The following is a 25,174-nucleotide window of genomic DNA, read 5'->3' as shown; positions in this document are numbered from 1 at the left end:
CAGGATAGTGTCACGCGGCCGCGGGTGTGACCGCGGTTGCTTCGACGACCGTGGTTCCCGGCCCGTCGATCGTGCCCTGTACGGCGCTGTCGCGCAGGTGCCCGCGCCCCGCGGCCGCGTCGTAGCCGCCGATCAGCCGCACCCGGATCAGCAGCGCCCGGTCGCCGGCCACACGGACGGCCGGCGCGGAGGACGCCTGCACCGTCAGGTCCTGCAGCACGGTGCCGGCGCCGAGCAGGGCCAGCGTGGCTGCCCCGGCGTTGCCCTGGACGCCGCCGTAGAACTTCGTGGCGCTCGCCGCGATGTCGTAGGAAATCACCACCTCGCCGTCGCCGCGGACGGTCACGCCTGACTGGTGTGGCCAGATCCGCACCTGTTCGCGGTAGTGGCCGGCCTTCATGACGATCTCGACGCGGCCGCGGGCGTCGCGGGTCGCGCCGAGTGCGGCCAGCAGGCTGCCGTAGTCGCCGGTGCCGTCGAGGGCCACGGTCACCGTTCGCGGGGTCCGGTTCGCGGGGGTCCGCGGGCCGGCGTACCGGCGCACCAGGTCCTTGACCCTGGACGCCGGATCGGGGACGTAGGCGTAGAAGGCGGCGGGGTCGAAAGCGGTCCCGGCGGAGTCGGTGCGCCCGGCTGTGCCGGTGAACAGATTGCGCCGCTGGACCAGCTGCGCGGCCGGACCATGCACCACGAGCGGATCGTTGACCTGATCGAAGACGCTGTCCTCGACGACCACCTTCGCATTGTTGCGACTCATCGTGCCGTACTGGGTCACCTCGGTCAGGTAGTTGTTGTAGAGATGGGCGGCCTCGGTGTTGTCCAGGCTCCAGTTGCGCTGCACGGTGTTGCGAACCCAGTTGTGATGCGCGGTCAGCTTCGTCACGGTGTTCGAGGTCCACCCGACGCCGAGTGCCTTGTTGATGTCGCTGATCACGTTCCAGGAGAGCGTGACGTGGTCGCTGTCCTTGCGCACGTCGATACCGCCGTCGCCGACCCGCTCGATCTTCACGTGGTCGATCCACACGTGGTCGGCGGTGTCGAGGCGGATGCCGTCGTTGTCGTTGTCGGCGCTCTTGCCGTCGAAATCGCCGGGGATGTAGGAATCCCGGATGGTCAGATTCCGGATGATCACGTTGCGGGAGCGGTCGAGGAACAGCCCGCCACCGACCAGCTCGGCACCCGGGCCCGCGCCGATGATGCTCTTGTCCGGGCCGACCCGGATCATGTCGCCGAACGGGTCCACCCGGATGCTCCCGGTGACCTGCACGATCAGCGGTTCCGGTGCGGAGGCGTAGGCGCGCAGTTCGGCGAGGGTGCCGGCCCGCACGGTCCGGCCCGCGGCGCCACCGGTGGTGCCGGCGGCGAAGCCTGTCGGCTGATCGGTCCAGGACGGGTCCGGAACGGCAGCCGGGGGAGCGGCGGACGCGGCGGGAGCAGTGACCATGGCGGCTACCAGGACGAGAGTGGCGAGTGGGCGTTTCATGGTTCCTCCGAGGCGGCGATGACGAGTGGGCCGAAGTCGGCGTGGCCGTGGGAGCCGAGCGCGAACAATCCGAGGGTGGCGCCGATCCAGTGGCCCGGCGTGGCCTGGACCGGCGGCCCGTACTGCGTCCAGCCGGTCCCGGAGTCGGCGGCGAACCGGGTGATCGCGCCGTCGGCGACGGTGACGGCGAGCCGCACCGGCCTGTCCACCGGCACCGGCGGGCTCACGTCGCGTTCGGCCTCGCCTGCGGCGTCGGCCGTCCGGCAGACCAGGACGGGCCCGCCAGGCCGTTGTTCGAGACCGATCCAGCAGTACGCCTGACCGAGCACCGTGAGCCCGGCCCGTGCCCCGATCCCGGCGTCGAGGTGAACCGTGGTCTCGGCGCGGACCCGGGGGCCGGGTAACCGGCGGCCGAGCACGGCGGGAGCCTTGCGCAGGTCGTCGCCCGGACGGCAGAGCAGCCGGAGTCCGTCCGCATCGGGGAGCCGGGTGCTCCAGCCGGGCTCCGGGTTGGCCGGCCAGGTCCACTCCGGTGTGCCGGCGAACGGGCGGGGCGTGTGCGTCGTGGTGGCGGGTTTGCGGTGCCGCCGAACCGGGGCCCCGCGGTCGCCGATCACCGGCCAGCCGTTGCCGTCCCAGGTCATCGGCTGCAGGTGCACGACTCTTCCGTACGCATGAAGGTCCTGGAAATGCAGGAACCAGGACTCGCCCGCCGGGGTCTGGACCCACGCGCCCTGGTGCGGGCCGTTGACGGTGGTGTCGCCCTGGGTGAGCACGATGCGGGGTTCGTAGGGTCCGAGAACGTCGCGGGATCGCATCGCGTACTGCCAGCCGTGTTGCACCCCACCGCCGGGTGCGAAGATCCAGTACCAGCCGTCGTGCTGGTACCACTTGGGTCCCTCCAGGGTGCGGCAGCCGGGGATGGAGTCGCCGTCGACGATCACGGTTCCGGTGTCGAGGGGTCCGGTCAGGTCGGGCCTCATCCGGTACGCGGTGAGCCGGTTGTTGAAGCCGCAGCGGCTCTTGGCCCAGCCGTGCACCAGGTAGGTGTTGCCGTCGTCGTCCCACAGTGGGCACGGGTCGATCAGGCCGCTGCCGGGCAGGATCAACCGCGGTTCGGTCCACGTGCCGGCCGGATCGTCGCTGGTGGTGACGTAGATCCCGTGATCGGGATCGGGGTAGACGATCCAGAATCGGCCGTCGTGGTGGCGTAGTGCCGGAGCCCAGACGCCGCAACCGTGCCGGGGGGTGCGGTAGAAGTCCTCGGGCCGGAGCCGCTCGAGCGCGTGCCCGACGAGCCGCCAGTTCACCAGGTCGGTCGAGTGCAGCAGGGGGAGGCCGGGCACCCGGTTGAAGCTGGAGGCGGTCATGAAGAAGTCGTCGCCGACTCCGATGACGTCGGGGTCGGAGAAGTCGGCGTAAAGGATCGGGTTGCGGTAGTGGCCGTCGCCGGTGTCGGCGGTCCACGGCGCGGTCATCGATGGGCCTGCCGGGCCGCGGTCAGCACCTGATCGGTCGGGGAGCCGTCGGCAACCAGTACGGACAACTGCCGGGTGAGCACGCCGTCGGCCGGAACGACCCGTTGCTGGTCCCAGGCGAGCGCCGAGCACACGCCGGCGTAGTCGTCGAAGCGCACGAACCAGGGGTCGGCGGAGATGGCGTCGGTGAGGAAGACCAGGGTCCAGTCGGCGGCGCCGGGTTGACTGCCGCTGAGAACCACCCAGGGATCGCGGCTGCCGTGCACGTCGCCGTGGGAACCCTCCCCGTATGCGCGTACCCGGGTGAGCCCTGCCGGGGCCCGCCAGAAGAACCCGCCGTAGCCGGCGCCGGTGCGTCCGCGAGCGGCGGGGCTGTCGATGGTGAGCGAACCACCGGTGGCGCTGCGCAGTGAGAACTCCACGCGGAGCAGCCATGCCGTGCCGTCGATCGGGCGCACGGCCAGGCTGCGTCGTTCGAGAGCCACCGGCTGCCCGTCGCGGTCCAGCCACTCGAGTTCCTGGACGAGCCGGTCGGCGGAGCGGTGCAGCCAACCGGCGTGCCGCTGCCGGCCGTGGTTGTCGAGAGCGAGGGAGCCGTGTCCGGTGACGTAGGTGCGCCCGCCCCAGAAGTTGGCGTCGTTCAGGGCCGGTACCGCGATGCTCGCGCCGAGGTGGTGGACATGGTCGTCCGGCATGAATCCCGTGACGGTGGTGCCGCCGAGGGTGGTGACCGGATGCAGGTAAGGCCGGGGCGAGACGGTGGGGGGCAGGTGCGGATCCCACACGTACCGGGCCACCACCCTTCCGGCGCAGGAAAGGTCATGTGCCTGTGCTGTCGGCATGGACGGCAAGCTAGTGCGGTCGCCGCAGTTAAGTCAACCTCTGAAACAAATTACCGCTGTTCGTGAAAGTCGAGGTGGCGATGCTGTTGACATACACGCCTCACGATAGATAAAACACTGAAACAAATCGATGACAGAAGGGAAATCTTGTGGACGACCGCCACGATGGCCCCCGGCTCGATCGGCGCCGCCTGCTCGGGCTCGCCGGCCTGACCGGGCTCGCCGCGACCCTGCCCGCCTGCAGCCGCGGGTTCGGCGGCAAGGGCGGTGATGACGGCAAAATCGAACTGAACATGGTCTGGTGGGGCGACGCCCAGCGTGCCGAGCTCACCCAGAAGGCCCTCGACATGTTCCAGGCCGCCCATCCCGGCATCCGCGTCCGCACCGAATATCAGGACAGCAGCCCGTACAAGGACAAACTCGCCGCCCGCTTCGCGGCGGGCGACCCACCCGACCTGATGGCGATGCGCTTCGACAGCCTGCGCGAGTACGCCGACCGCGGCACCCTGCTCGACCTGACCCCGCATCCCGAGATGAACCAGTCCGGGCTCACCAGCTCGGCCCGTGCGCTCGGTACGGTCGGTGACAAGAGCTTCGGCGTACCGTCCGGCCTCAACACGATCGGTTTCATCGTGGACAAAGGCCTCACCGACAAGTTCGGCGTGGCGATCCCCGACGGCAACACGTGGAGCTGGGACGATTTCGCCGCCTTCGCGCAGCAGGTCACCAAGGCCAGTGGCGGCAAGGTGTACGGCGCCAGCATCGACGCGTGGACAGTGGCGAACCTGCTGGTCTTCGCCCGCCAGCGAGGCGAGGATTTCTTCACCGCCGACGGCAGGCTCGGCGCCACCGCGGCCACCGTCACCGCCTGGTACCAGCTCGTCGCGGACCTTCGAAAGGCCGGTGGGGTGCCACCGGCCGGATTCATCGATCAGAACAACGGCACCTCGCCCGCGCAGTCCTACCTGGCCAAGAAGTCGATCGCATCGCAGATCATCCCGACCAACAACCTGCTCGGCTACAACCAGGCCTGTGGCGGCAACCTCCAGCTGTTGCGCGTCCCGGGGGAGACCCAGGGTCCGCGACGCGGGCAGTCCATCGACACTCCGGCCCTGTGGTCGATCGCCGCGTCCTCGCGGCACCCGGCAGAAGCCGTCACGCTGCTCAACTTCCTGATCAACGACACGGAGGCCGCGAAGGTCGCCGGGGTCACCCGGGGTGTGCCCGCCAGCCGAACCGTCGCCGAGACGATCACGTCCGGGCTGGAACCGGACAACAAGCGCTCCAGCGAATTCCTGGCCGCGCTGCAGAAGGAGAAACTGCCGGAGTCCTACCCGTACCCGGTCGGCGCCAGCAAGCTCACCAACATTCTCAAGACGCTCACCACCGAGGTCGAGTTCGGCCGGATGAGCCCCGCCGACGCCGGCAAGCAGTTCATCGCCGAGGCGCAGAAGGCGATCGCACCATGACGGCGCCGGCCCGCGCTCTCGCAGCGGCCCCGCGCCGGCGCAGACGCCAGGACCGGGCCGGCTACCTCTTCCTGCTGCCGTGGTTCGGCGGACTGCTGTTCATGATCGTGCCGTTCTTCGCCTCGCTGTACCTGGCGTTCACCGAATACGACCTGCTCACCCCGCCGCGATGGGCCGGTTTGGACAACTTCCGCGAGATGCTCGGCGACGCGCTGCTGCACCAATCGCTGAAGGTGACCTTCATCTACACGCTGGTGTCGGTCCCGCTGTCGCTGGCCGTGGCGCTCGGGGTGGCGATCGTTCTCGACCGCGGCGTTCGCGGGCTGGCTGTCTACCGCAGCGTCTATTACCTGCCGTCACTGCTCGGCGGCAGCGTCGCCATCGTCATGCTCTGGCGGTACCTGTTCGGCTACGACGGCATCGTCAATGATGCCCTGGCCTGGTTCGGTATCACCGGCCCGGCCTGGACCACCGACCCGGACTACGCGCTGAGCACTCTGATCCTGCTGCACGTCTGGACCTTCGGCGCCCCGATGGTGATCTTCCTGGCCGGGCTGCGGCAGATCCCGGCGATGTATTACGAGGCCTCCGCGATGGACGGCGCCTCGAAGTGGCGGCAGTTCCGGTCCATCACGCTGCCGCTGCTGAGCCCGATCATCTTTTTCAACCTCGTCCAGTCGCTGATCGCGTCGTTCCAGACCTTCACCCAGGGTTACGTGCTCAGTAACGGCAGCGGCGGCCCGGCCGACTCCACCTTGTTCTACAACCTGTACCTCTACCAGAAGGGATTCGCCGAGTTCGATATGGGCTACGCCTCGTCGATGGCCTGGCTCCTACTGATGATCATCGCGGGGTTCACCGCGATCAACTTCCTCACGGCCCGCTTCTGGGTCTTCTACGACAACTGACGGGCCGTGCCATGACGCTCACCGAGACCCGTACCCCGCCCGCGGCGATCGACCCCGCCGCCGCGCCACCCGTCCGCAGGCGTCCCCGGTTCATCAGGTACGTCCTGCTCAGCGGCGGCGGCATCGTCATGATGTACCCACTGCTCTGGATGATCTCGAGCTCGGTCAAGCCCAGCAACAGCGTCTTCACCGACGAGTCGCTGTGGCCGGCGGTCTTCGACTTCGGCAACTACGCCCGCGGCTGGACCGCGCTCAGCGCACCCTTCGAGGTCTACCTCGCCAACTCGCTGATCATCGTCACCCTCAGTATCGTCGGCAATCTACTGTCCTGCTCGCTGGCCGCCTATGCCTTCGCCCGTCTGCGATTCGCCGGCCGCAAGCTGTTCTTCGCGCTGATGCTCGGCACCATGATGCTGCCCGGTCACGTCCTGGTCGTCCCGCAGTACGTCATGTTCGACAAGCTCGGCTGGCTCAACACCTACTACCCGCTGCTGGTGCCGCACTTCCTGGCCACCAACGGCTTCTACATCTTCCTGATGGTCCAGTTCATGCGCTCGCTGCCGCAGGAACTCGACGACGCTGCCCGCATCGACGGCTGTGGCCCGTTCCGCACCTTCTGGAAGGTCATCATGCCGTTGTGCCTGCCGGCCTTCGCCACCACGGCCATTTTCACCTTCATCTCGGTGTGGAACGAGTTCTTCAGTCCACTGCTGTACCTCACCGACCCCGAGCTCTACACCGTTCCGCTGGCCGTGCGGCAGTTCATGGACTCCGAGGGGCAGAGCATGTGGGGCGAGATGTTCGCGATGTCGTTCGTCTCCCTCGCGCCGGTGATCGGCTTCTTCATCGCCGGGCAGAAATACCTGGTCAAGGGAATCGCCACCACCGGATTGAGGTGACTTCCCGCCTCCATCCCCATCCCCATCCCCCGTGTCTACCCCGACAGGTAGGCAGTCGAAGGAGACGTCATGTCCAGATTCGGCAGCAACATCAGATCCAAGCGATGGTGGGCCGGCGCGCTGACGGTGCTCGTGGCGCCGCTCGCCGTCGTGGCGGCTTCCGCCTTGCAGGCCGAGGCGGCGGTCGCGCCCGTGCCCGGCAGTACCTATACCTTGGCGGCTGCGAATAGCGGCCGGTGTGTTGACATCCCTGATGGTTCGAAGGACAACGGTGCGTTGTTGCAGCAGTGGGGTTGTCACGCTGATTACGCGTGGCAGCAGTTCGTGGTGCAGCAGGTCAGTTCCGGTGTTTTCACGTTGGTGAGTGTGAATTCCGGTAAGTGCGTTGATGTGCCTACTGATGCGGTTGCCGGGACGCGGTTGCAGCAGTGGGGGTGTGGTGATGCGGCCAAGACTGGTCAGCAGTTCAGGTTCACCGCCAGTGGCAGCGGTACCTATCAGCTCACCAGTGTGCGTTATGGGCTGTGTCTGAGTGTGCGTGACGCCACCGCCAATGGTGCCGCGGTGGTGGTCGACACCTGTGCCACCAGCAGTACCCAGCAGTGGGGCTTCACCTTCGTCACCGGAGGCGCCGAAGGTGGTGCGACGTGCCCGTGCACGGTGGCATCTGACGGCACCGGCCAGTACAAGACGGTGCAGGCGGCGATCGACGCGGTGCCGGCGAACAACACATCGCGCCGGGTGATCACGATCAAAGCAGGTACCTACCGGGAGATCGTCACCATCCCGTCGAACAAGCCCTACATCACCCTGCAGGGCGCCGGTTCGGCCGCGAGCGGCGTGGTCATCGTCAACAACCACAGCAGCGCGGGTGGTTACGGCACCTCGGGCAGCGCCACGTTCTTCGCCAACGGCAAGGAATTCAACGCCGCCAACCTGACGATCAAAAACGACTACGGTACGGGCAGCCAGGCCGTCGCGCTGAACCTGAACGCTGACAAGATCATCCTAAGGAACGTACGGGTGCTCGGCAACCAGGACACGCTGCTGACCAACTCGGGCCGTGCCTACGTCGTGAACTCCTACATCGAGGGCACCACCGACTTCATCTTCGGCGGCTCGATCGCGGTGTTCCACAACAGCACGATCCACAATGTCAGCTCCACCGGCGGCGTGATGACCGCTGCCAACACCGCCGCCGCGAACACCTACGGCTACCTGTTCTACAAGTGCACGGTCAACAACGGTGGCGGTACCAATGTGACCACCCTCGGCCGCCCCTGGGGACCTGCCGCCCAGGTCCTGTACCGCGAGTCCACGCTCAGCGCCGGCATCAAATACACGGCGCCGTGGCAGGACATGTCCTCCAACTCGTGGAAGAACGCGCGCTTCTTCTCCTACAAGAACACCGGCGCCGGTGCGGCCGTCAACAGCAACACCCCGCAGATGAGTGACTCCCAGGCAGCGAACTACACCCCGCAGAAGTACCTGGCCGGCTCCGACGGCTGGAACCCGCTGTAACCCTCCTTCCCCCAAGGAATCCCCATGAAGAAGAAGAGCCGAAGGCTGGCGTTGCTCGCCGGCCTCGCCATGGTCATACCCAGCGCCTTCATCGCCGTCTCGTCGCTGCCGTCCGCAGCCGCCGTCGCCCCCGCAGCCGGCAGTACCTATACCTTGGCGGCTGCCAGCAGCGGCCGGTGTATTGACATCCCTGATGGTTCGAAGGACAACGGTGCGTTGTTGCAGCAGTGGGGTTGTCACGCTGATTACGCGTGGCAGCAGTTCGTGGTGCAGCAGGTCAGTTCCGGTGTTTTCACGTTGGTGAGTGTGAATTCCGGTAAGTGCGTTGATGTGCCTACTGATGCGGTTGCTGGTACCCGGTTGCAGCAGTGGGGGTGTGGTGATGCGGCCAAGACTGGTCAGCAGTTCAGGTTCACCGCCAGTGGCAGCGGTACGTATCAGCTCACCAGTGTGCGTTATGGGCTGTGTCTGAGTGTGCGTGACGCCACCGCCAATGGTGCCGCGGTGGTGGTCGACACCTGTGCCACCAGCAGCACCCAGCAGTGGGGCTTCACCCTCGTCGCCGGAGGAAGCAGCGGCACCTGGTCCGACAAAGCTGACGGTTTCGCGGCCACCAACGGCGGAACCACCGGTGGCGCCGGCGGCACCACGGTCACCGTCACCACCTACGCCGACCTGCTGAAGTACGCCACCGCCACGGCCGCCTACGTGATCAAAGTCAATGCGACCATCACGGTGCCGGCCATGGGCTACGAGATCCCCGTCAAGTCGAACAAGACGATCGTCGGAGTAGGCAAGAACGGGCGGATCAAGAACGGCGGCTTCTTCCTCGGCTCCGGCATCAGCAACGTCATCATCCGGAATCTGACCATCGGGGAGACCGCGATGGCCTCCGACGACCCGGACGACAAGGACTTCGACTACGACGGCATCCAGATGGACACCGCCAACCACATCTGGATCGACCACAACACGTTCGCGAACATCAACGACGGCTACATCGACTCCCGCAAGGACACGTCGTTCGTGACCGTCTCCTGGAACATCATGGGCAACCACAACAAGACCTTCGGAATCGGCTGGACGACGAACGTGACCGCCCGGGAGACGATCCACCACAACTGGATCTTCAACACCAATCAGCGCAACCCCAGCGCGGACAACCTGCAATACGCGCACCTCTACAACAACTACCTGCAGAACGTCACCGGCTACGGCAACTACGCCCGCGGCGCCACCAAGATGGTGATCGAGAACAGCTACTTCGAGAAGGTCAACGACCCGTTCTCCCCGGACACGGCCAACGGTGCCCAGCTCAGACAGAGCGGCAGCATCCTGGTCAATTGCACCGGAGCGTCGACGACATCGGGCTCAGCCTTCGCACCGAGTGACTTCTACTCTTACACCCTCGATCCGGCGGCGAACGTCCCCGGCATCGTCAAAGCCGGGGCCGGGCCGCAGGCCACCATCGGGCTCTAGCCAATCCCGGCTGCGCGCCCACCACCACGTGGGTGCGCAGCCGGCCGTTGGCGAAGGAGCGCGGCCCGCGCCAGAACAGGCCGCCGTAACCGGCGAGGGCGTGAAAAGTCGCGTTCAGGGTCTTGGAGGTCACTGCGACCATGGCTGCATGGTGTGGTTCTCCGGCGCTCGATGGCGCCGCCCAGCTCGTCTGGCTGCTGCCGCGACCGTTGCCGCAGCCCTGGTAGCGGTGGTGGTGTGGGGGCGGCATCCGCTGGCGAACACCCTGGCCGCGACGAGCTGGGACGTGCTGGGACGTGCCTCCTGGATCGCCCCGGTCGTCGAAGCGGGGAACCACGATGCTGCGATCGTCATCCTGCGACAGCTTCTCGCCGAACAGACCCGCCTGATCGGCGCCGACCATGCCGATTCACTGACCACCCGCCGAAACCTTGCCGACGCCCTGGAAGAGAACAGTCCACGCGAAGCCGCGGCGGCCTACCAGAGGCTGCTCGATGACTGCGTGCGCATCATGGGCACGGAACACTCCTACACCCTGGTCACTCGCTGTGAAGTCGTGAAGCGGGACGCCGACCACGACAATCCTCAGCAGACCGTGGCCCGCTTCGAGGAGCTGCTCGGCGACTGCCGCCGCATCCTCGGATCGGACTGACCCGGGTCACGCTCGGCGTACGAGCGTCCTTGGCCAACTGGCACGGAGAGACCGGTCACTTCGACGAGGCGAACGAGGAGTACCACGACGTCAGGTCATGTCGCGTACCCAGGCTACGCCGCCGCTCAGCAGAAGAAGGGTGAAGAAGACGCCGATCTTGGCCCATGGAATGTCGGCGAGCCCGCTATCAAGGCCGATCGACAGGCTGATGCCGAAACAGAAGGCGAACATGAGCACCAAGAAGATCGTGATGAGGTTGAACGCCAGGCTCTCGCGCTGCCAGAACGCGACTCCGCCGATGATCGTTCCGGCGAGCGGCACCAGCGAGAACATGGCCAGGATCAGTGCGAGCCGTAACCGTCGCAGCGTGGTCATCGAGCCTCATCAGCCTCCGCACTGGAGTGCCCGTACCAAGGGATCTTGTTCGATGCCGCTGTCCATGAGAACGCCATCCTTACGAGTATCGATCAGGAGCCGGCGATCGGGCCGAACACCGTCTCGAAAATGGCGGTCCCGGCCGCGGTAGCACCGGAGACCACCAGCGGAGGGTGGACGGTGGCTGTGTGAGCTCAGGACAGCGTTGCGCCGGGCGTGCCCGTGTGTGGTTTGACCGCGAGTACCGGCCGGTCGGCATCCAGCAGGATGCGCTGCGCTGTACTGCCCAGGAAGAGTTTGCCGACCGGGCTGCGTTTGCGGAGGCCGATCACGATGACCGACGCCGTCACTTCTTCGGCCGTGCGGAGCAGGTGATCGGCGAGTTCACCGGTGTGCGCGCTCGTGTGCAGGTGCAGCTGGACACCAGCGCGCCGGGCGCGTTCGGTCAGGTCGGCGATCGTCCGTTCGTCGGCAGCTTCGGCGCTGATGGGCGCGCCGCCACGGGGCGAGTTGACCAGCAGTAGCGGCTCCGCGCGCCGCTGGGCCTCGGTGATGGCCGCGTCGAAGGCGGCCTCTCCTTGCGGGGTGGGGAGGAAGCCAACGAGAACGGTCATGGGTGGGGCTCCTCGCGTCTGATGGTGCGGTCCGCAGTGGTGGTTGTGGCCGGCGTCGTCGCTGCGGCCTCGGCCTCGGCGGCGGGGGCCGGACCGGGTTCCTGGGTCGCTCCGGTGAGGGAGGCGGCAGCGGTGGCCGGCGGGGCGGCCTGGGTGCGGCGTCGCAGCAGCTGGGCTGCCGGCAGCAGGATCACGGCGATCAGCACGGCGAGCAGGACGCCGGAGATCGGGCGGGTGACGAAGCCGGTGGGGTCGCCGTCGAAGAGCAGCAGGGAGCGGCGTAGCGAGGTTTCCAGCAGCGAGCCGAGGACGAAGGCGAGAACCATCGGGCCGGGGTCGAAACCGGCTTTCTTCATCAGGTAGCCGAGGACGCCGAACGCGATGACCAGCCCGATGTCGAAGACGCTGTTGTTGACGGTGTAGGCGCCGACGAGGGTGATCAGCACGGTGATGGGGGCGAGCACGGTGGCGCGGATCCGCAGGATGCGGACGAAGAGTCCGACCAGCGGGATGCTCATGATCAGTAGCAGGATGTTGCCGAGGTACATCGAGTTGACGACGCCCCAGAACAGTTCGGGGTTCTCGGTGATCAGCTGCGGGCCGGGGGTGACGCCCTGGATGAGCAGGGCGCCGAAGATGACGGCCATGGTGGCGTTGGCGGGGATGCCGAGCGATAGCAGCGGGATGAACGACGAGGTGGCGGCGGCGTTGTTGGCGGTTTCGGGTGCCGCGACGCCTTCGATGGCGCCGTTGCCGAAGCGCTCGGGGTGCTTGGAGCGCCGTTTCTCCAGGGCATAGGCGGCCAGGGAGGCGAGCACGGCGCCGCCGCCGGGCAGGATGCCGAGGAAAAATCCGAGGACGGAGCCGCGGCCGATGGCGCCGCCGGACTGTTTCAGGTCGGTGCGGCTGGGCCAGACGTTGGCGACGGTGGCCGGCGCGTGCACGGTGCGGTGGCGTTCCTCGAGGTTGTAGAGGATCTCGCCGAGGCCGAAGAGGCCCATCGCGATCGGGACGAAGTCGAGTCCGTCGGCCAGCGACAGGTTGCCGAGGGTGAAGCGTTCGGCGCTGGTGAAGTCGTCGCGGCCGACGGTGGCCAGCAGCAGGCCGATCGCGGCGGCGGTGAGGGCGCGCAGCCGGCCGCCGCTGCTGATGGTGGACACCAGCAGGATGCCGAGCAGGGCGAGCGCGGTGTATTCGGGTGGGCCGAAGTCGAGGGCGAACTCGGCGACGAGCGGGGCCACGAAGGTGAGCGCGACGATGGCGAGGGTGCCGCCGACGAAGGAGCCGATCGCCGCGATGCCCAGCGCGGTGCCCGCTCTGCCCTGCCGGGCGAGGGCGTGGCCGTCGAAGACGGTGACGACCGAGGACGCCTCGCCGGGCAGGCGCAACAGGACCGAGGTGATGGTGCCGCCGTACTGGGCGCCGTAGAAGATGCCGGCCAGCATGATGATCGCGGTGACCGGTTCGAGCCCGAAGGTGAGCGGTAGCAGGATGGCGATGGTCGCGGCGGGTCCCAGTCCGGGTAGGACGCCGATGAGCATGCCGATGACGACGCCGACGAGGCAGTAGAGCAGGTTCGTCGGCTCGAGGACGACGGCGAAGCCGTCGATGACCTCGGACAACGGTCCTCCCGGGGACGGTCAGAACAGGTGGGGGATGGTCACGTCGAGCGCGCCGACGAAGAGGGCGTAGAAGGCGACGACGATGCCGAGGCTGGTGAGGATCGACAGGCGCCAGGATTCTTTGCCGAGGAATTTCAGCCAGACGAAGGCGAGCAGGAAGGTCGGGATCTCGAAGCCGATGGTGGCGATGCACGCGACGTAGGCGACCATGCTGGACACCGCGGCGACCACCAGCAGGCTGCCGCGGGTGAACCGCTCGGCCTGGCCGGGCTGTCTGGCCTGCGTCGCCAGGGCGAGTCCTAAGACGACCAGAACGACCCCGATAATCAGCGGCCAGGTGCCGGGGCCGGGCTGGGACGGGCTGCCCGCGCCGAACGCCAGGGACCCGGTGATCGCCGTGACGCCGAGGACGACCACGACAGCTGCGGCAATCAGGTTGGCTGCCGGCCCCGCGGGCGGGGGCCGGTCGTCCACGGGCACGGCGCCCACGGCCGGCGCGGAGCCGCCCGTTGGCGCCGTGCCCCCCGCCGGTTCGGGGCCTGCCGCTGGTCCGGTGTTCACTTGCCGCTCAGGTCGATCTTGTGCTGGGCGACCAGGTCCTTGTAGGTGCTCAGGGAACCGTTCCACTGCTGCAGCAGAGCAGCGCCGTCCACCTCGTTGGCGGTCAGCAGACGCTCGGCGTTGAAGGTCTGATAGTCCTGGTCCGCGAACGACTTTCCGAAGGCGGTGCGCAGCCGGTCGATGACCTCTTTCGGAGTGCCCTTCGGTGCGACGATGGCCCGGGACTGCTGGACGGGAACGTTGTAGCCGGCCTCGGTGGCGGTCGGGGTGTCCGGCATGTAGGTGGGCCGTTGCGTGGCGAAGGTGACGATCGGGGTGGCCTTGCCCGCCTCGATCTGCTGCTTCGCCTCGCCGAGCTGCACCGCCGCGACGTCGACCTGACCGCCGAGGACCGCGGTCAGCGCGGGTGCGCCGCCGTTGAACGGCACCGCCGTGGCGTCGACGCCGGCTTGGTTGAACAGCAGCGTCTGGGTGAGCTGGCTGCCGGTGCCGACGCCGGTGGTGGCGAACTTGATGGGCCGTTTGGCGTCGACGATGTCCTTGACCGTGGTGAATCCGGTCTGGGGGTGCGCGATGAGCACGAAGTCATCCTGCGAGATGCCGGTGACGACCTCGTAGTTGTTGATGTCGACCGCCTGATCGGCCGGAACCGCCAGGGGAGTGATGTATGCCAGGGATCCCACGAAAACCATGATCGTGTATCCGTCGGGCTTCGCGGCGGCGAGTTCCTTGGCCGCGACCGCCCCGTTGGCGCCGGGCCGGTTCTGCACGGTGATGGGCTGCTTCAGGTCGGTGCTCGCCGGATCGGCGAGAGCGCGTCCGATCAGGTCGGTGCTGCCGCCGGCGTCCTGGCCGATGAGCAGCGTGACCGCGCGTTCGGGATAGGCCGCTGCGGCGGTGCCCGAGTCGTCGGAGTCAAGGTTGCCGCCGCACCCGGTGAGGGCGAGGACGGTTATGAGCCCTAGGGAGGGAAGGGTCTTCGTCATTGCGGTCTCCCGCTGTGAGGGGGGTCACTTGCCCAGCGAGCGTATGACCCTGCTTTCATGCCTGTCCAAGCCAATTGCTGCATCGATTGATACCTTCACGGCATGAACTACACCCTGGAGCAACTGCGGGGCCTGGTCGCGGTAGCTGAGGAGCTGCATTTCGGGCGTGCTGCGGCCCGGTTACGGATGACCCAGCCTCCGCTGAGCCGCCAGATCCAGAAACTCGAGGCCGCGGTCGGCGCCCAGTTGCTCGACCGCGACAACCGCCGGGTGGCGCTCACGCCGGCCGGCGAGGCGTTCCTCGCCGAGGCCCGCCGCATCCTGGCGATCGCCGAGTCGGCGCCGGAGTTGGCGCAGCGAGTCTCCTCGGGCTTCAGCGGGCTGGTCCGGCTGGGCTTCACCTCCGCCTCCACCTTCGGGATCCTCGGCCGGTTGCTCAACGAACTGGAACTGCACCTGCCCGAGGTGCACGTCGAGTTGTACGAGATGGTCACCCGCGAGCAGATCGCCGCGCTGGCCGGCCAGGACATCGACCTGGGCCTGGCCCGGCCGCCCTTCGACCCCGAGATGTTCGACTCCCGGCTGCTGCACCGCGAGGCCCTGCTGCTCGCGGTGCACGAGAGTCACCCGCTCACCGAGCTCAGCCGTCCGGTCGTCCCGGCCGACCTGGCCGGCGAGCCGCTGATCTTCCACTCGCAGCAGAAGGCCCGGTACTTCTACGACCTGGTGGTGAGCATGGTTCCGCTTGCCCAGGAGCGTGTCGTGCACACCGTGAGCCAGGTGATGACCATGCTGTGGCTTGTCTCGGCGGGGCGCGGCGTGGCCTTCGTGCCGGCCTCGGCGCAGTTGCTCGGGGTTCCGGCGGTCACCTACCTGCCGCTTCGCACACCGATTCCCCAACCGGTCGAGCTGCACCTGCTCTGGCCTCGCCACTCGCACAATCCGGCGCTGGAGCGGGTCCTCCAGGTCCTCGACGGGTTGATGCTCTAGAGGTATCAAGCAATGCTGAAACACTCTTGGACAGGCATCATCGAAGGTTTCTACGGTGGCCTGGTGACGCAGATTCCCCCTCTCGACCTCGCCGCCCGGCTCGGTTCCGGCCTGCTGTCGTTCCCCGTGACCCACTTCGACGAGCACCTCGCCTTCGACGAAGCCCGCTACCGCGAGCACCTGGCGTGGCAGGCGAGCTTCGGCGTCGCCGGTCTCTTCGCCGCAGGCGGCACCGGGGAGGGCTTCAGCCTCACCCCCGCCGAGATCGACGCCGTGGTCCGGGTCGCCGTGGACGAGGTCGGCGATCAGGTCCCGGTCGTCGCCCCGGCCACCGGCGGCACCGCCCTGGCCGCAGCGCAGGCCAGGGCCGCCCAGGATGCCGGCGCCGCCGGAGTCCTGCTGCTGCCGCCCTACCTGACCGAGGCCAGCCAGGCCGGTCTCATCGCTCACGTCGACGCCGTCTGCCGGGCCACCGACCTCGGCGTCATCGTCTACAGCCGGGCCAACGCCGTGCTCGATGACGTAACCGTGGCCACCCTCGCCGACCGCAACCCCAACCTGATCGGCCTCAAGGACGGCGTCGGCGACATCGAGCGGATGACGCGCACCTTTGCGAAGGTCGGCGACCGGCTGATCTACATCGGCGGGCTGCCCACCGCGGAGACGTTCGCGCTGCCGCTGCTGCAGCTCGGCGTCAGCACCTACTCCTCGGCGCTGTACAACTTCGTGCCCGAGTTCGCGCTGCGCTTCTATGCGGCGGTGCGCGCCGAGGACCGTACAGCCGTTTACGGGATGCTCAACGACTTCGTCATCCCGTACCTCGACATCCGCGACCGCTCCCGCGGATACGCCGTCTCGATCATCAAGGCGGGGCTGAGCGCGGTCGGCCGCGACGGAGGCCGGGTCCGGCCACCGCTGACCGACCTGAGCACGGACGAACGCGCTGAACTGTCCACCCTGATCGACAAGATCCGGCCATGAGCCCTGTCATCGAGCGCATCGAAGTCGTTTCCGTCGCCGGTCACGACAGCATGCTGCTCAACCTCAGCGGGGCCCACGGGCCGTTCTTCACCCGCACCGTCGTGATCATCACCGACAGTGCGGGCAACGAGGGTGTCGGCGAGGTTCCCGGCGGCGACGCCATCCGGCGTGTTCTCGAAACCGCGCAGGAGTCACTCATCGGCCGGCCGGTCGCCGAATACGGCTCGCTGCTGCGCAGCTTCGCAGCGACTCATGCGGGCCAGGACGTCCAGGGTCGCGGCCTCCAGACGTACGACCTCCGCGTCACCGTGCACGCCGTGACCGCTCTGGAGTGCGCCTTGCTGGACCTGCTCGGTCAGCACCTGGGTGTGCCGGTCGCCGAGTTGCTCGGGGAGGGCCGCCAGCGCGACAGCGTGCCGGTCCTGGGATACCTGTTCTACGTAGCGGACAGCACGCACACCGACCTGCCCTACGTCTCGGAGCCGTCGCCGGCCGACGCGTGGGAGCGGCTGCGCCGCCGGCCCGCGCTGACCCCGCCGGCGATCGTCGAGTTGGCGACGGCAGCCCAGCAACGGTACGGCTTCGCCGACTTCAAGCTCAAGGGCGGCGTCCTCCCCGGCGAGCACGAGATCGCGGCGGTCCGGGCGCTCGCCTGCGCGTTCCCGCACGCGCGGATCACCCTCGATCCCAACGGCGGCTGGCTGCTCGCCGACGCCATCCGGCTGTGCCGCGACGCCGGCGACGTACTGGCATATGCCGAGGACCCCTGCGGTGCCGAAGGTGAGTTGTCCGGCCGGGAGACGATGGCCGAGTTCCGCCGCGCCACCGGGCTGCGCACCGCGACCAACATGATCGCCACCGACTGGCGGCAGATGGCCCACGCCGTGCGTTCCCATGCCGTCGACATCCCGCTCGCCGACCCGCACTTCTGGACCATGCGCGGCTCCGTCCGCGTCGCCCAGCTCTGCCACGACTTCGGCCTGACCTGGGGTTCGCACTCCAACAACCACTTCGACATCTCCCTGGCGATGTTCACCCACGTCGGCGCCGCCGCGCCCGGCGACATCACCGCCCTGGACACGCACTGGATCTGGCAGGACGGCCAGCGGCTCACCCGTAACCCGTTCACGATCCGTGACGGCGCGATCGCCGTGCCGTCCACACCCGGTCTCGGCGTGGAACTCGACCGCGACGCCCTGGCCGCCGCGCACGAGCTCTATCGCGAGCACGGCCTCGGTGGCCGCGACGACGCCACCGCCATGCAATTCCTCGTCCCCGGTTGGCGCTTCGATCCCAAGCGCCCCTGTCTGGTGCGGTGACCACATGACCGATCGCATCTCCGGAATCTCCCTCTCCTCGGTCACCCTGCCGCTGAAGACCGCGATCAGCGACGCCAAGGTGCTCACCGGCCGGCAGCGCCCGATGACCGAGATCGCGTTCCTGTTCGCCGAGATCCACACCGCCGACGGCCACGAGGGTGTCGGCTTCAGCTACAGCAAACGCGCCGGCGGGCCCGCCCAGTTCGCCCACGCCCGCGAGGTCGCACCCACCCTGATCGGCGAGGATCCCAGCGACATCGGCCGGCTCTGGACCAAACTCGTCTGGGCCGGCGCCTCGGTCGGCCGCAGCGGCGCCGCCACCCAGGCCATCGCGGCGATCGACGTCGCCCTCTGGGACCTCAAGGCCAAACGCGCCGGTCTGCCGCTCGCCAAGCTGCTCGGCGCCCACCGGGACTCCGTCCGGTGCTACGACACCTCGGGCGGCTTCCTGCACGAGCCGATCGAGCAGATCACCGCGAACGCCACCGCATCCCTCGCGGCCGGCATCGGCGGCATCAAGATCAAGGTCGGGCATCCGTCGCCGGCGGTGGACCTGGCCCGGGTCCGGGCGGTCCGCGAGCACATCGGTGACGACGTACCGCTGATGGTCGACGCCAACCAGCAATGGGACCGGCCCACCGCCCAGCGCGTCGGCCGCGCCCTGGAGGAGTTCGGCCTGGTCTGGATCGAGGAGCCGCTCGACGCGTACGACGTCGTCGGGCACGCCGCGCTCGCCCGCACCCTGGACACCGCGATCGCGTCGGGGGAGATGCTGACCAGCGTCGCCGAGCACTACCAGCTGATCGAGCACGAGGCCGTCGACATCATCCAGCCCGACGCGCCCCGGATCGGCGGGATCACCCAGTTCCTGCGGCTGGCCGCACTCGCGGAACACCGGAACCTGACCCTCGCGCCGCACTTCGCCATGGAGATCCACGTGCACCTGGCGGCGGCGTACCCGCACGAGCCGTGGGTCGAGCACTTCGACTGGCTGCACCCGCTGTTCAACGAAAGACTCGTGATCCGAGACGGGCGGATCCACCTGTCGGACCGCCCGGGGCTCGGAGTGACTCTCAGCGACCAATTGCGCGAGTGGACCGGGGACCGCGCCGACATCCAAGGAGAAACGCCGTGAACGCTCAGGTTGTGAGTATCGATCCGCGTACCGGTGAGGTGGTCCAGGTCGTCGCCGGCGAGACGACGTCGGTCGCGGAGATCTGCGACGCGGCACTGGCCGCGGCCGGCCCCCTCGAAGCACTCGGGCGCGACAAACGAGCCGCCGTGCTCGAAGCGCTGGCGGCCGCTCTGGAGGACTCACGGCCGCAGATCGTGGAGGTGGCCGATCGGGAGACCGGGCTGGGCGAAACCCGGCTCAACGGCGAACTGACCCGCACCTGCTACCAGCTGCGGCTGTTCGCCGCGGTGCTCACCGACGGCGGCTACCTGGAGGCGGCCATCGACCACGCGGGCGACACCGCCATGGGACCCCGCCCGGATCTGCGGCGGATGCTCGTACCCGTCGGACCGGTCGCCGTCTTCGGGGCGAGCAACTTCCCGCTCGCCTTCTCCGTCCCCGGCGGGGACACCGCCTCCGCGATCGCCGCCGGCTGCCCGGTCGTCCTCAAGGCACATCCGTCGCACCCGGCCACCTCCCAGATGTGCTTCACCATCCTCAGCGACGCCGCCCGCAAAGCGGGCGCACCGGAAGGCACCCTGGGGATCGTGTACGGGCAGCAGGCCGGCGCCGACCTGGTGGCGCACCCGGCGATCCGGGCGGTGGGATTCACCGGTTCGCAGGGCGGTGCCCGCGCGCTGCTGGCGATCATCGAGGCGCGCGCCGAGCCGATCCCGTTCTTCGGTGAGCTGAGCAGCCTCAACCCGGTGGTGGTGACGCCGGCCGCAGCGGCCGACCGGGCAACGCGGATCGGATTGGAGTTCGCCGGGTCGTTCACGCTCGGGGCGGGGCAGTTCTGCACCAAGCCGGGGCTGGCCTTCGTGCCGGCCGGCCCGGACGGAGACGCCCTGGTCGACGCCGCCCGATCCGCGATCGCCGAGACCGCACCGATGGTGATGCTCAACGAGGGCATCGCGGCCTCATTCGCCCGCGGGACCGCAGCCCTCGGCAAGATCCTGGAGACGTCGTCCGCCGGTTCCGGTGACGCCTCGGGCGGCTTCCGGGGCACGCCGATACTGCTCACGACAACCGCCGCCGACCTGCCACGCGAGGCCACCGAGGAATGCTTCGGCCCGGTCGCGGTGATCGCCCGTTACACCGACGAGGCGGACCTTTACGCTGCCCTCGGCACGCTGCCGAACTCCCTGACCGCCACGGTCCAGCGTGGACCGGGTGAGACCGAACTCCCCGCCGAACTCGCCCGGCGGCTGCGCCCGAAAGCCGGCCGGATCATTGTCGACGGATACCCCACCGGCGTCGCCGTCTCCTGGGCTCAGCACCACGGAGGACCGTGGCCGGCCACCAACACCCAGCACACCTCGGTCGGCGCCTCCGCCGTCCGCCGCTTCCTGCGGCCGGTCACCTGGCAGAACGCGCCCACCGAACTGCTACCCGCCGAACTACGCGACGACTGCGACAACATCCCACGCCGCATCGACGGCCGGTTCCAGCCGGTCCGGTGACTCACCGTTTTCCCGATCTCGTCGTCTGGGACGGCGAGCATGGACGGACCATCTTCTACCAGAGCGAGATGCCCTACGACCCGCCGAGCCAGGCCGACTACACCAACGGCGACAAGGAGGGCTACGCGTTCCAGGCGATGCTCGACCCGGCCAACGGCCTGGCGCCGGGCGACCCTGTCCGGATGGCGGCCGCCATGATCGCCAGCGTGGACCAGCAGCCGGCCCCGATGCGGATCGTGCTGGGCTCGCAGGCCCTGTCCAGAACCGTCGACGTGCTGCGTAAGCGGATCGCCGGATTTGAGGCACAGGCCGAGCTGGCCGCCTCGACCGACTTCCCGCCGGGTCACTGACCGGGGGTGGGAGGTACTGCCAGTACCTGTTCCGACAGGCACTCCCACATCGCTGAGCTGCCTGTTTACCTGGGTAGCGGAACGGAACCTCTAGGAAACGGAATTTCTCTGATGCGTGCGACTTTCATGTACGGTGCCGGCGACGTGCGCGTGATCGACGTGCCGGACCCGACCTTGCAACAACCCACTGACGCGGTCGTGCGGGTCGTACAGGCCTGCATCTGCGGCAGTGACCTGCACCCGTACCGTTCGATGCCGGCCGACGAGAACGGCACGCCGATGGGCCACGAGTTCCTCGGCGTCGTCGAGGAGACCGGCACAGACGTCACGTCGGTCAAGAAGGGTGACCTGGTGGTGGCGCCGTTCGCGTGGCAGGACAACACCTGCGACTTCTGCCGGGAGGGCTTCCAGGCCTCGTGCCGGCACGGCGGTTTCTGGGCCGCCGGCGGCATCGGTGGCGGCCAGGCCGAGGCGGTACGGGTACCGCAGGCCGACGGCACCCTGGTCAAGGTCCCGGCCGGCGTCGACGCGGCGCTGCTGCCGTCGCTTCTGACGCTGTCCGACGTGTTCGCCACCGGGCACCACGCGGCCGTGCGGGCGAAGGTGAACGCGCGCACCACGGTCACCGTGATCGGTGACGGCGCGGTCGGCCTGATGGCGGTGCTGTCGGCCAAGCGGCTCGGCGCGGAGCGGATCATCCTGATGGGCCGTCACAAGGCGCGTACCGATCTGGGCCTGGAATTCGGCGCGACCGAGGTCGTCGCCGAGCGCGGTCAGGAAGGCATCGAGAAGGTCCTCGCGCTCACCGGCGGCGACGGCACCCACACCGTCCTGGAGTGCGTGGGACACATGCCCGCCTACCAGCAGGCCCTGGGTGTGGCGCGCGTCGGCGGCGTGATCAGCCGCGTCGGTGTGCCGCAGTACAACGATGGTGACATCGGCTGGAACCTGTTCGGCCGTAACCTCACCCTGACCGGCGGCCCGGCCCCGGTGCGCCACTACATCGAGGAACTGATGCCGGACGTCCTCGACGGAAAGATCGAGCCCGGCAAGGTCTTCGACCGGACCATCGGCATCGAGGAAACCCCGGCCGGCTACCAGGCGATGGACGACCGCGAAGCCCTCAAGGTCCTCGTCCAGTTCTGACGGCTCCTCAGGCGCGGCCTGCTCTCGTACGAAATTGAGGGTTCATGCCGCCGCCCACCGGAACGTAGCGGTGACCTCCTCGGCGGCGACCGGGTAATGGAAAGCCGGTGACCAGCCCGGACAGATACTGCCGGGCCGGCCACCGCGGACCGACTTCCGTGAAGCGACCCGTGAACCGGGCATGTAACCGGTCGAACTCACCCGGTCACTGATCAACCCCGATCGCCGTCACACGGCGCTCAACGAGCCGACCATCGACACGTGTCGCCTGCTGAGCACAGTCACAGTTCTAGGCTCGATCAGTACGGGTCCGGCGCCCAGCTGATCGACGAAGCCTTGTCGTTCATGTTCGACGGGGCGTTGCGCTGGCCGTTGGGGCCGACCTCGAACCAGCTGCCGCTCTTGTAGTTGTTGAAGTTGCCGTGCTCGTAGAGCCGGATCCACTGGCTCGTGTTGTTCACGACGAACGACGCGGAGTCGTTGAGGTCCACGCCGTTGGTGTAGCGGTGGCCCCGGAAGTCGACGACGTAGCCCTGGCCGCCCGGTCCCATCTCGGTGATGACCGAGACGCTGCCCTTGTAGTTGTAGTCCTGGTAGAGGCAGACCTCACCGGAGCGGCAGGTGTAGACAGCCAGCGCGGCAGTCGGGGCCACCACGAGGGATCCGGCGACGGCGACGACCGCGCCGATAGCGGCCTTGACCGCGGTTCGCTTGTTCATGACACCTCTTTGTCGAGTTTCTCGGAATGTGCTCGACGAATGTAGCCATACGCTTGTTGACCCACACTTTATCCGAGTGGAAATCGACTTGATCTCCGAGGTAGAAGCCATTTCGCAAATTGCGGCGGGTGACGTAGGCAACAAATCGCGAAGAATGGTAACCAAAGGGCGCTGTCGCTTTTTCGATCCGACGAGGTGGTCACCGCCGGCATCGACCGAGCTGGGTCCACGGCACGGGATCCGGCCAGAGTCCGCGAAATCCCGCACGACCGGCGAGTGAAATCGGTGGCTTACGCCGCCTGGGTGTCGGTGACCTGCCGGAGTCGAAATGTCGCTCGTCGATGGCTTGCGTGCGCCACGAAGCACGCCACACACATGATCTTCACGTGCTGGAGTGCCCCTGCTCCCGAGCGATGACGCCCGCGATCCGGGTCGAGCCTCAACGTCGCGGTTGCCGGATCGCTGGTGCTCGACAATCTCGCCGGGCTGCTGTAGGTCGAAGCTGCCGGTGCTTAACGGGTCAGCACCGGCAGCGTGGGCATCTCAGACGGTGGCGCCGTCGAGCTGGCGGCGCAGCTTGGTGAGAGCCTTGGTGAGCAGCCGGGACACGTGCATCTGGGAGATTCCGATCTGCTCGGCGATCTGCGACTGGGTCAGGTTGCCGTAGAAGCGCAGGCTGACGATCTTCTGCTCGCGTTCGTCGAGGCTGGCCATCGCCGGGCCGAGCGCGATGCGCAGCTCGGCCTGCTCGTATCCGGCGTCGTCGCCGCCGAGGGTGTCACCGAGTTCGGCGCCGCTCTCGCTGATCGGGGTGGACAGGCTGGTCGCGTTGTAGGCGCGGGCGCCCTCGAGGCCCTCGATCACCTCGTCCTCGCTGATGCCCAGGTGGGTGGCGATGTCGGCGACCGTGGGGGAGCGGCCCAGGGTGTGGCTGAGCGCGTTGTTGGCGCCGGTGATCGCCAGCCGCAGCTCCTGCAGCCGGCGCGGCACCCGGATCGACCAGGTCTTGTCGCGGAAGTGCCGCTTGAGTTCACCGATGATGGTCGGGATCGCGAACCCGGCGAAGTCGATTCCCCGGTCGGCGTCGAACCGGTCGACCGCCTTGATCAGGCCCATCATGGCGACCTGGTGCAGGTCGTCGCGGGGTTCGCCGCGGTTGGCGTAGCGGTTGGCCAGGTGCCGGGCCAGCGGCAGCCAGGCCTCGATCGCGCGGTCGCGCAGGCCGGGCCGCGACGGGTGGCCGATGGGCATGGCAGCCATCGCGTTGATCAGCTCGCTGGCCGGGTCGGTGCTGGTGGAGGCCTCGGCCGGGGCGGCGGTGTCAACGGTGACAGTCATGCGGGGTGCTCCTTGCGCTCAGTCGATACCACAGCGGCGCTATGCGCGACCCGCGACTTCTCACCGCGGCCGAGCCAACTGCGACGCACTGAATGTGCCCACCCACACGGCCATGGAAAACCAGCCGTTTGGGCACTGTAGTCGCACTATAAAGGGGATGCGTCCGTACGCTTGACGGAGCGTCAGTGTGCTCTCCTTGCTGCATCGCAGCGGCCGGCGATCGTGCGCCGGCCGCTGCCGCAGGGTGATGCGCTGCCGATCAGGCGCCGGGGCGTTCGACGTCGCCGCGCCAGGCGCCGGTGGAGTGGTTGCGGCCTTCAATGAAGTCCTTGAAGCGCTTGGCGTCGGCCTTCACCTGGTGGCTGTCGACGCCGACCGCGCTGCCGACCTTCTCGACGAACCCCTCGGGTTCCCAGTCCATCTGGATGGTCACCCGGGTCTCCTCGTCGCCGAGGCGGTGGAAGGTGACGACGCCGGCGTGCTTGGTGTCACCGCTGGTGCTCTTCCATGCCACCCGCTCATCGGGGTGCTGTTCGGTGATCTCCGCATCGAACTCGCGGCTCTGGCCGGCAATCTTGGTCACCCAGTGGGTGTGGGTGTCGTCGAGCTGCGTGATCGACTCGACGCCATCCATGAACTTCGGGAAGTCCTCGAACTGGGTCCACTGGTTGTAGACCGTGCCGATCGGCACGTTGACGTCCACGGACTCGGTGACGGTGCTCATGATCTTCTCCTCAGATTCAGGTATCTGTGGCCTACCCGCCGTCGACGGCACAAAACATGTTGCGTCGGTTGCTGCGTCGTT

25 protein-coding genes are annotated in these 25,174 nt (G+C 67.9%); 13 read left to right on the top strand and 12 right to left on the bottom strand.

Annotation, left to right across the window (positions count from 1 at the left end):
* Positions 1-10 precede the first annotated feature (10 nt).
* From B0I29_RS19165 to B0I29_RS19155, 3 genes are read right to left on the bottom strand one after another with little or no spacing between them, the layout of a single operon-like run.
* Positions 11-1,483 (bottom strand): pectinesterase family protein, encoded by a 1,473-nt coding sequence (locus B0I29_RS19165; protein WP_111650384.1) that lies wholly within the window; start codon positions 1,481-1,483, stop codon positions 11-13.
* Positions 1,480-2,961 (bottom strand): glycoside hydrolase family 43 protein, encoded by a 1,482-nt coding sequence (locus B0I29_RS19160; protein WP_111650383.1) that lies wholly within the window; start codon positions 2,959-2,961, stop codon positions 1,480-1,482. The genes B0I29_RS19165 and B0I29_RS19160 overlap by 4 nt, the downstream gene beginning before the upstream one ends.
* On the bottom strand, positions 2,958-3,803 hold the full coding sequence (locus B0I29_RS19155; RefSeq protein WP_111650382.1) for a DUF6807 domain-containing protein: 846 nt from the start codon (positions 3,801-3,803) through the stop codon (positions 2,958-2,960). The genes B0I29_RS19160 and B0I29_RS19155 overlap by 4 nt, the downstream gene beginning before the upstream one ends.
* A 149-nt stretch (positions 3,804-3,952) precedes the next feature.
* On the opposite strand from B0I29_RS19155, the gene B0I29_RS19150 reads away from it, so the two are divergent.
* From B0I29_RS19150 to B0I29_RS19130, 5 genes are all read left to right on the top strand, one after another.
* The gene (locus B0I29_RS19150; RefSeq protein WP_111650381.1) at positions 3,953-5,272 is read left to right on the top strand and encodes an ABC transporter substrate-binding protein; all 1,320 of its coding nucleotides are present in this window, start codon (positions 3,953-3,955) and stop codon (positions 5,270-5,272) included.
* A complete protein-coding gene (locus B0I29_RS19145; protein ID WP_111650380.1) occupies positions 5,269-6,180 on the top strand; it encodes a carbohydrate ABC transporter permease in 912 nt (303 codons plus the stop codon). The genes B0I29_RS19150 and B0I29_RS19145 overlap by 4 nt, the downstream gene beginning before the upstream one ends.
* A gap of 11 nt (positions 6,181-6,191) precedes the next feature.
* On the top strand, positions 6,192-7,079 hold the full coding sequence (locus tag B0I29_RS19140) for a carbohydrate ABC transporter permease (protein WP_111650379.1): 888 nt from the start codon (positions 6,192-6,194) through the stop codon (positions 7,077-7,079).
* Between the two features lie 69 nt (positions 7,080-7,148).
* Positions 7,149-8,600, top strand: coding sequence for a pectinesterase family protein (locus tag B0I29_RS19135; protein ID WP_111650378.1), 1,452 nt, complete (start codon positions 7,149-7,151; stop codon positions 8,598-8,600).
* 24 nt (positions 8,601-8,624) lie between these two features.
* Positions 8,625-10,079, top strand: coding sequence for a pectate lyase family protein (locus tag B0I29_RS19130; RefSeq protein WP_111650377.1), 1,455 nt, complete (start codon positions 8,625-8,627; stop codon positions 10,077-10,079).
* Here B0I29_RS19130 and B0I29_RS45230 read toward each other — a convergent pair.
* Entirely contained in the window at positions 10,039-10,221 is a 183-nt protein-coding gene (locus B0I29_RS45230; RefSeq protein WP_146616816.1) for a hypothetical protein, read from the bottom strand. The two genes, B0I29_RS19130 and B0I29_RS45230, sit on opposite strands and share 41 nt — an antisense overlap.
* A 6-nt stretch (positions 10,222-10,227) precedes the next feature.
* Here B0I29_RS45230 and B0I29_RS19125 point away from each other — a divergent pair, with 6 nt between their 5' ends.
* Positions 10,228-10,731: a tetratricopeptide repeat protein gene (locus B0I29_RS19125; RefSeq protein ID WP_245972612.1), complete on the top strand. Its 504-nt coding sequence runs from the start codon at positions 10,228-10,230 to the stop codon at positions 10,729-10,731.
* Positions 10,732-10,821: 90 nt separating this feature from the next.
* Here the strand turns inward: B0I29_RS19125 and B0I29_RS19120 are convergent, their stop codons facing one another.
* From B0I29_RS19120 to B0I29_RS19100, 5 genes are all read right to left on the bottom strand, one after another.
* Complete coding sequence (locus tag B0I29_RS19120; protein WP_111650376.1) at positions 10,822-11,106, bottom strand: hypothetical protein; 285 nt, start codon at positions 11,104-11,106, stop codon at positions 10,822-10,824.
* A gap of 194 nt (positions 11,107-11,300) precedes the next feature.
* Positions 11,301-11,720 (bottom strand): universal stress protein, encoded by a 420-nt coding sequence (locus B0I29_RS19115; RefSeq protein WP_111650375.1) that lies wholly within the window; start codon positions 11,718-11,720, stop codon positions 11,301-11,303.
* Complete coding sequence (locus tag B0I29_RS19110; RefSeq protein ID WP_111650374.1) at positions 11,717-13,342, bottom strand: tripartite tricarboxylate transporter permease; 1,626 nt, start codon at positions 13,340-13,342, stop codon at positions 11,717-11,719. The genes B0I29_RS19115 and B0I29_RS19110 overlap by 4 nt, the downstream gene beginning before the upstream one ends.
* A gap of 18 nt (positions 13,343-13,360) precedes the next feature.
* Positions 13,361-13,822 (bottom strand): tripartite tricarboxylate transporter TctB family protein, encoded by a 462-nt coding sequence (locus B0I29_RS19105; RefSeq protein ID WP_220091354.1) that lies wholly within the window; start codon positions 13,820-13,822, stop codon positions 13,361-13,363.
* A gap of 77 nt (positions 13,823-13,899) precedes the next feature.
* Positions 13,900-14,889, bottom strand: coding sequence for a Bug family tripartite tricarboxylate transporter substrate binding protein (locus B0I29_RS19100; RefSeq protein ID WP_111650372.1), 990 nt, complete (start codon positions 14,887-14,889; stop codon positions 13,900-13,902).
* Positions 14,890-14,991: 102 nt separating this feature from the next.
* On the opposite strand from B0I29_RS19100, the gene B0I29_RS19095 reads away from it, so the two are divergent.
* From B0I29_RS19095 to B0I29_RS19065, 7 genes are all read left to right on the top strand, one after another.
* Positions 14,992-15,879 (top strand): LysR family transcriptional regulator, encoded by an 888-nt coding sequence (locus B0I29_RS19095; RefSeq protein WP_111650371.1) that lies wholly within the window; start codon positions 14,992-14,994, stop codon positions 15,877-15,879.
* 63 nt (positions 15,880-15,942) lie between these two features.
* Positions 15,943-16,860, top strand: coding sequence for a 5-dehydro-4-deoxyglucarate dehydratase (gene kdgD, locus B0I29_RS19090; protein ID WP_111650543.1), 918 nt, complete (start codon positions 15,943-15,945; stop codon positions 16,858-16,860).
* Positions 16,857-18,179 (top strand): enolase C-terminal domain-like protein, encoded by a 1,323-nt coding sequence (locus tag B0I29_RS19085; protein ID WP_111650370.1) that lies wholly within the window; start codon positions 16,857-16,859, stop codon positions 18,177-18,179. The genes kdgD and B0I29_RS19085 overlap by 4 nt, the downstream gene beginning before the upstream one ends.
* A gap of 4 nt (positions 18,180-18,183) precedes the next feature.
* Positions 18,184-19,314, top strand: a complete 1,131-nt coding sequence (locus B0I29_RS19080) for an L-talarate/galactarate dehydratase (RefSeq protein WP_111650369.1) — start codon at positions 18,184-18,186, stop codon at positions 19,312-19,314.
* Positions 19,311-20,816, top strand: a complete 1,506-nt coding sequence (locus B0I29_RS19075) for an aldehyde dehydrogenase (NADP(+)) (protein WP_111650368.1) — start codon at positions 19,311-19,313, stop codon at positions 20,814-20,816. Before B0I29_RS19080 ends, B0I29_RS19075 begins: the two co-directional genes overlap by 4 nt.
* On the top strand, positions 20,813-21,166 hold the full coding sequence (locus B0I29_RS46305) for a Rossmann-fold NAD(P)-binding domain-containing protein (RefSeq protein ID WP_220091353.1): 354 nt from the start codon (positions 20,813-20,815) through the stop codon (positions 21,164-21,166). The genes B0I29_RS19075 and B0I29_RS46305 overlap by 4 nt, the downstream gene beginning before the upstream one ends.
* Positions 21,167-21,277: 111 nt before the next feature.
* Positions 21,278-22,312, top strand: coding sequence for an alcohol dehydrogenase catalytic domain-containing protein (locus B0I29_RS19065; RefSeq protein ID WP_111650367.1), 1,035 nt, complete (start codon positions 21,278-21,280; stop codon positions 22,310-22,312).
* A 299-nt stretch (positions 22,313-22,611) separates the two neighbouring features.
* Here the strand turns inward: B0I29_RS19065 and B0I29_RS19060 are convergent, their stop codons facing one another.
* The 3 genes from B0I29_RS19060 to B0I29_RS19050 form a co-directional block, all read right to left on the bottom strand.
* Positions 22,612-23,031 carry a peptidase inhibitor family I36 protein gene (locus B0I29_RS19060; protein WP_181557869.1) on the bottom strand — a complete coding sequence of 140 codons (420 nt, stop codon included), beginning with the start codon at positions 23,029-23,031 and terminating at the stop codon, positions 22,612-22,614.
* Between the two features lie 543 nt (positions 23,032-23,574).
* On the bottom strand, positions 23,575-24,369 hold the full coding sequence (locus B0I29_RS19055) for an RNA polymerase sigma factor SigF (protein WP_111650365.1): 795 nt from the start codon (positions 24,367-24,369) through the stop codon (positions 23,575-23,577).
* A 259-nt stretch (positions 24,370-24,628) separates the two neighbouring features.
* Positions 24,629-25,093 carry an SRPBCC family protein gene (locus tag B0I29_RS19050; protein ID WP_181557868.1) on the bottom strand — a complete coding sequence of 155 codons (465 nt, stop codon included), beginning with the start codon at positions 25,091-25,093 and terminating at the stop codon, positions 24,629-24,631.
* Positions 25,094-25,174 lie beyond the last annotated feature (81 nt).

The organism is Actinoplanes lutulentus (assembly GCF_003259845.1).
Classification (GTDB): Bacteria; Actinomycetota; Actinomycetes; order Mycobacteriales; family Micromonosporaceae; genus Actinoplanes; species Actinoplanes lutulentus.
Note: the sequence above shows the minus strand (reverse complement) of the source record. Positions and strands in the feature narration are given on the sequence as shown.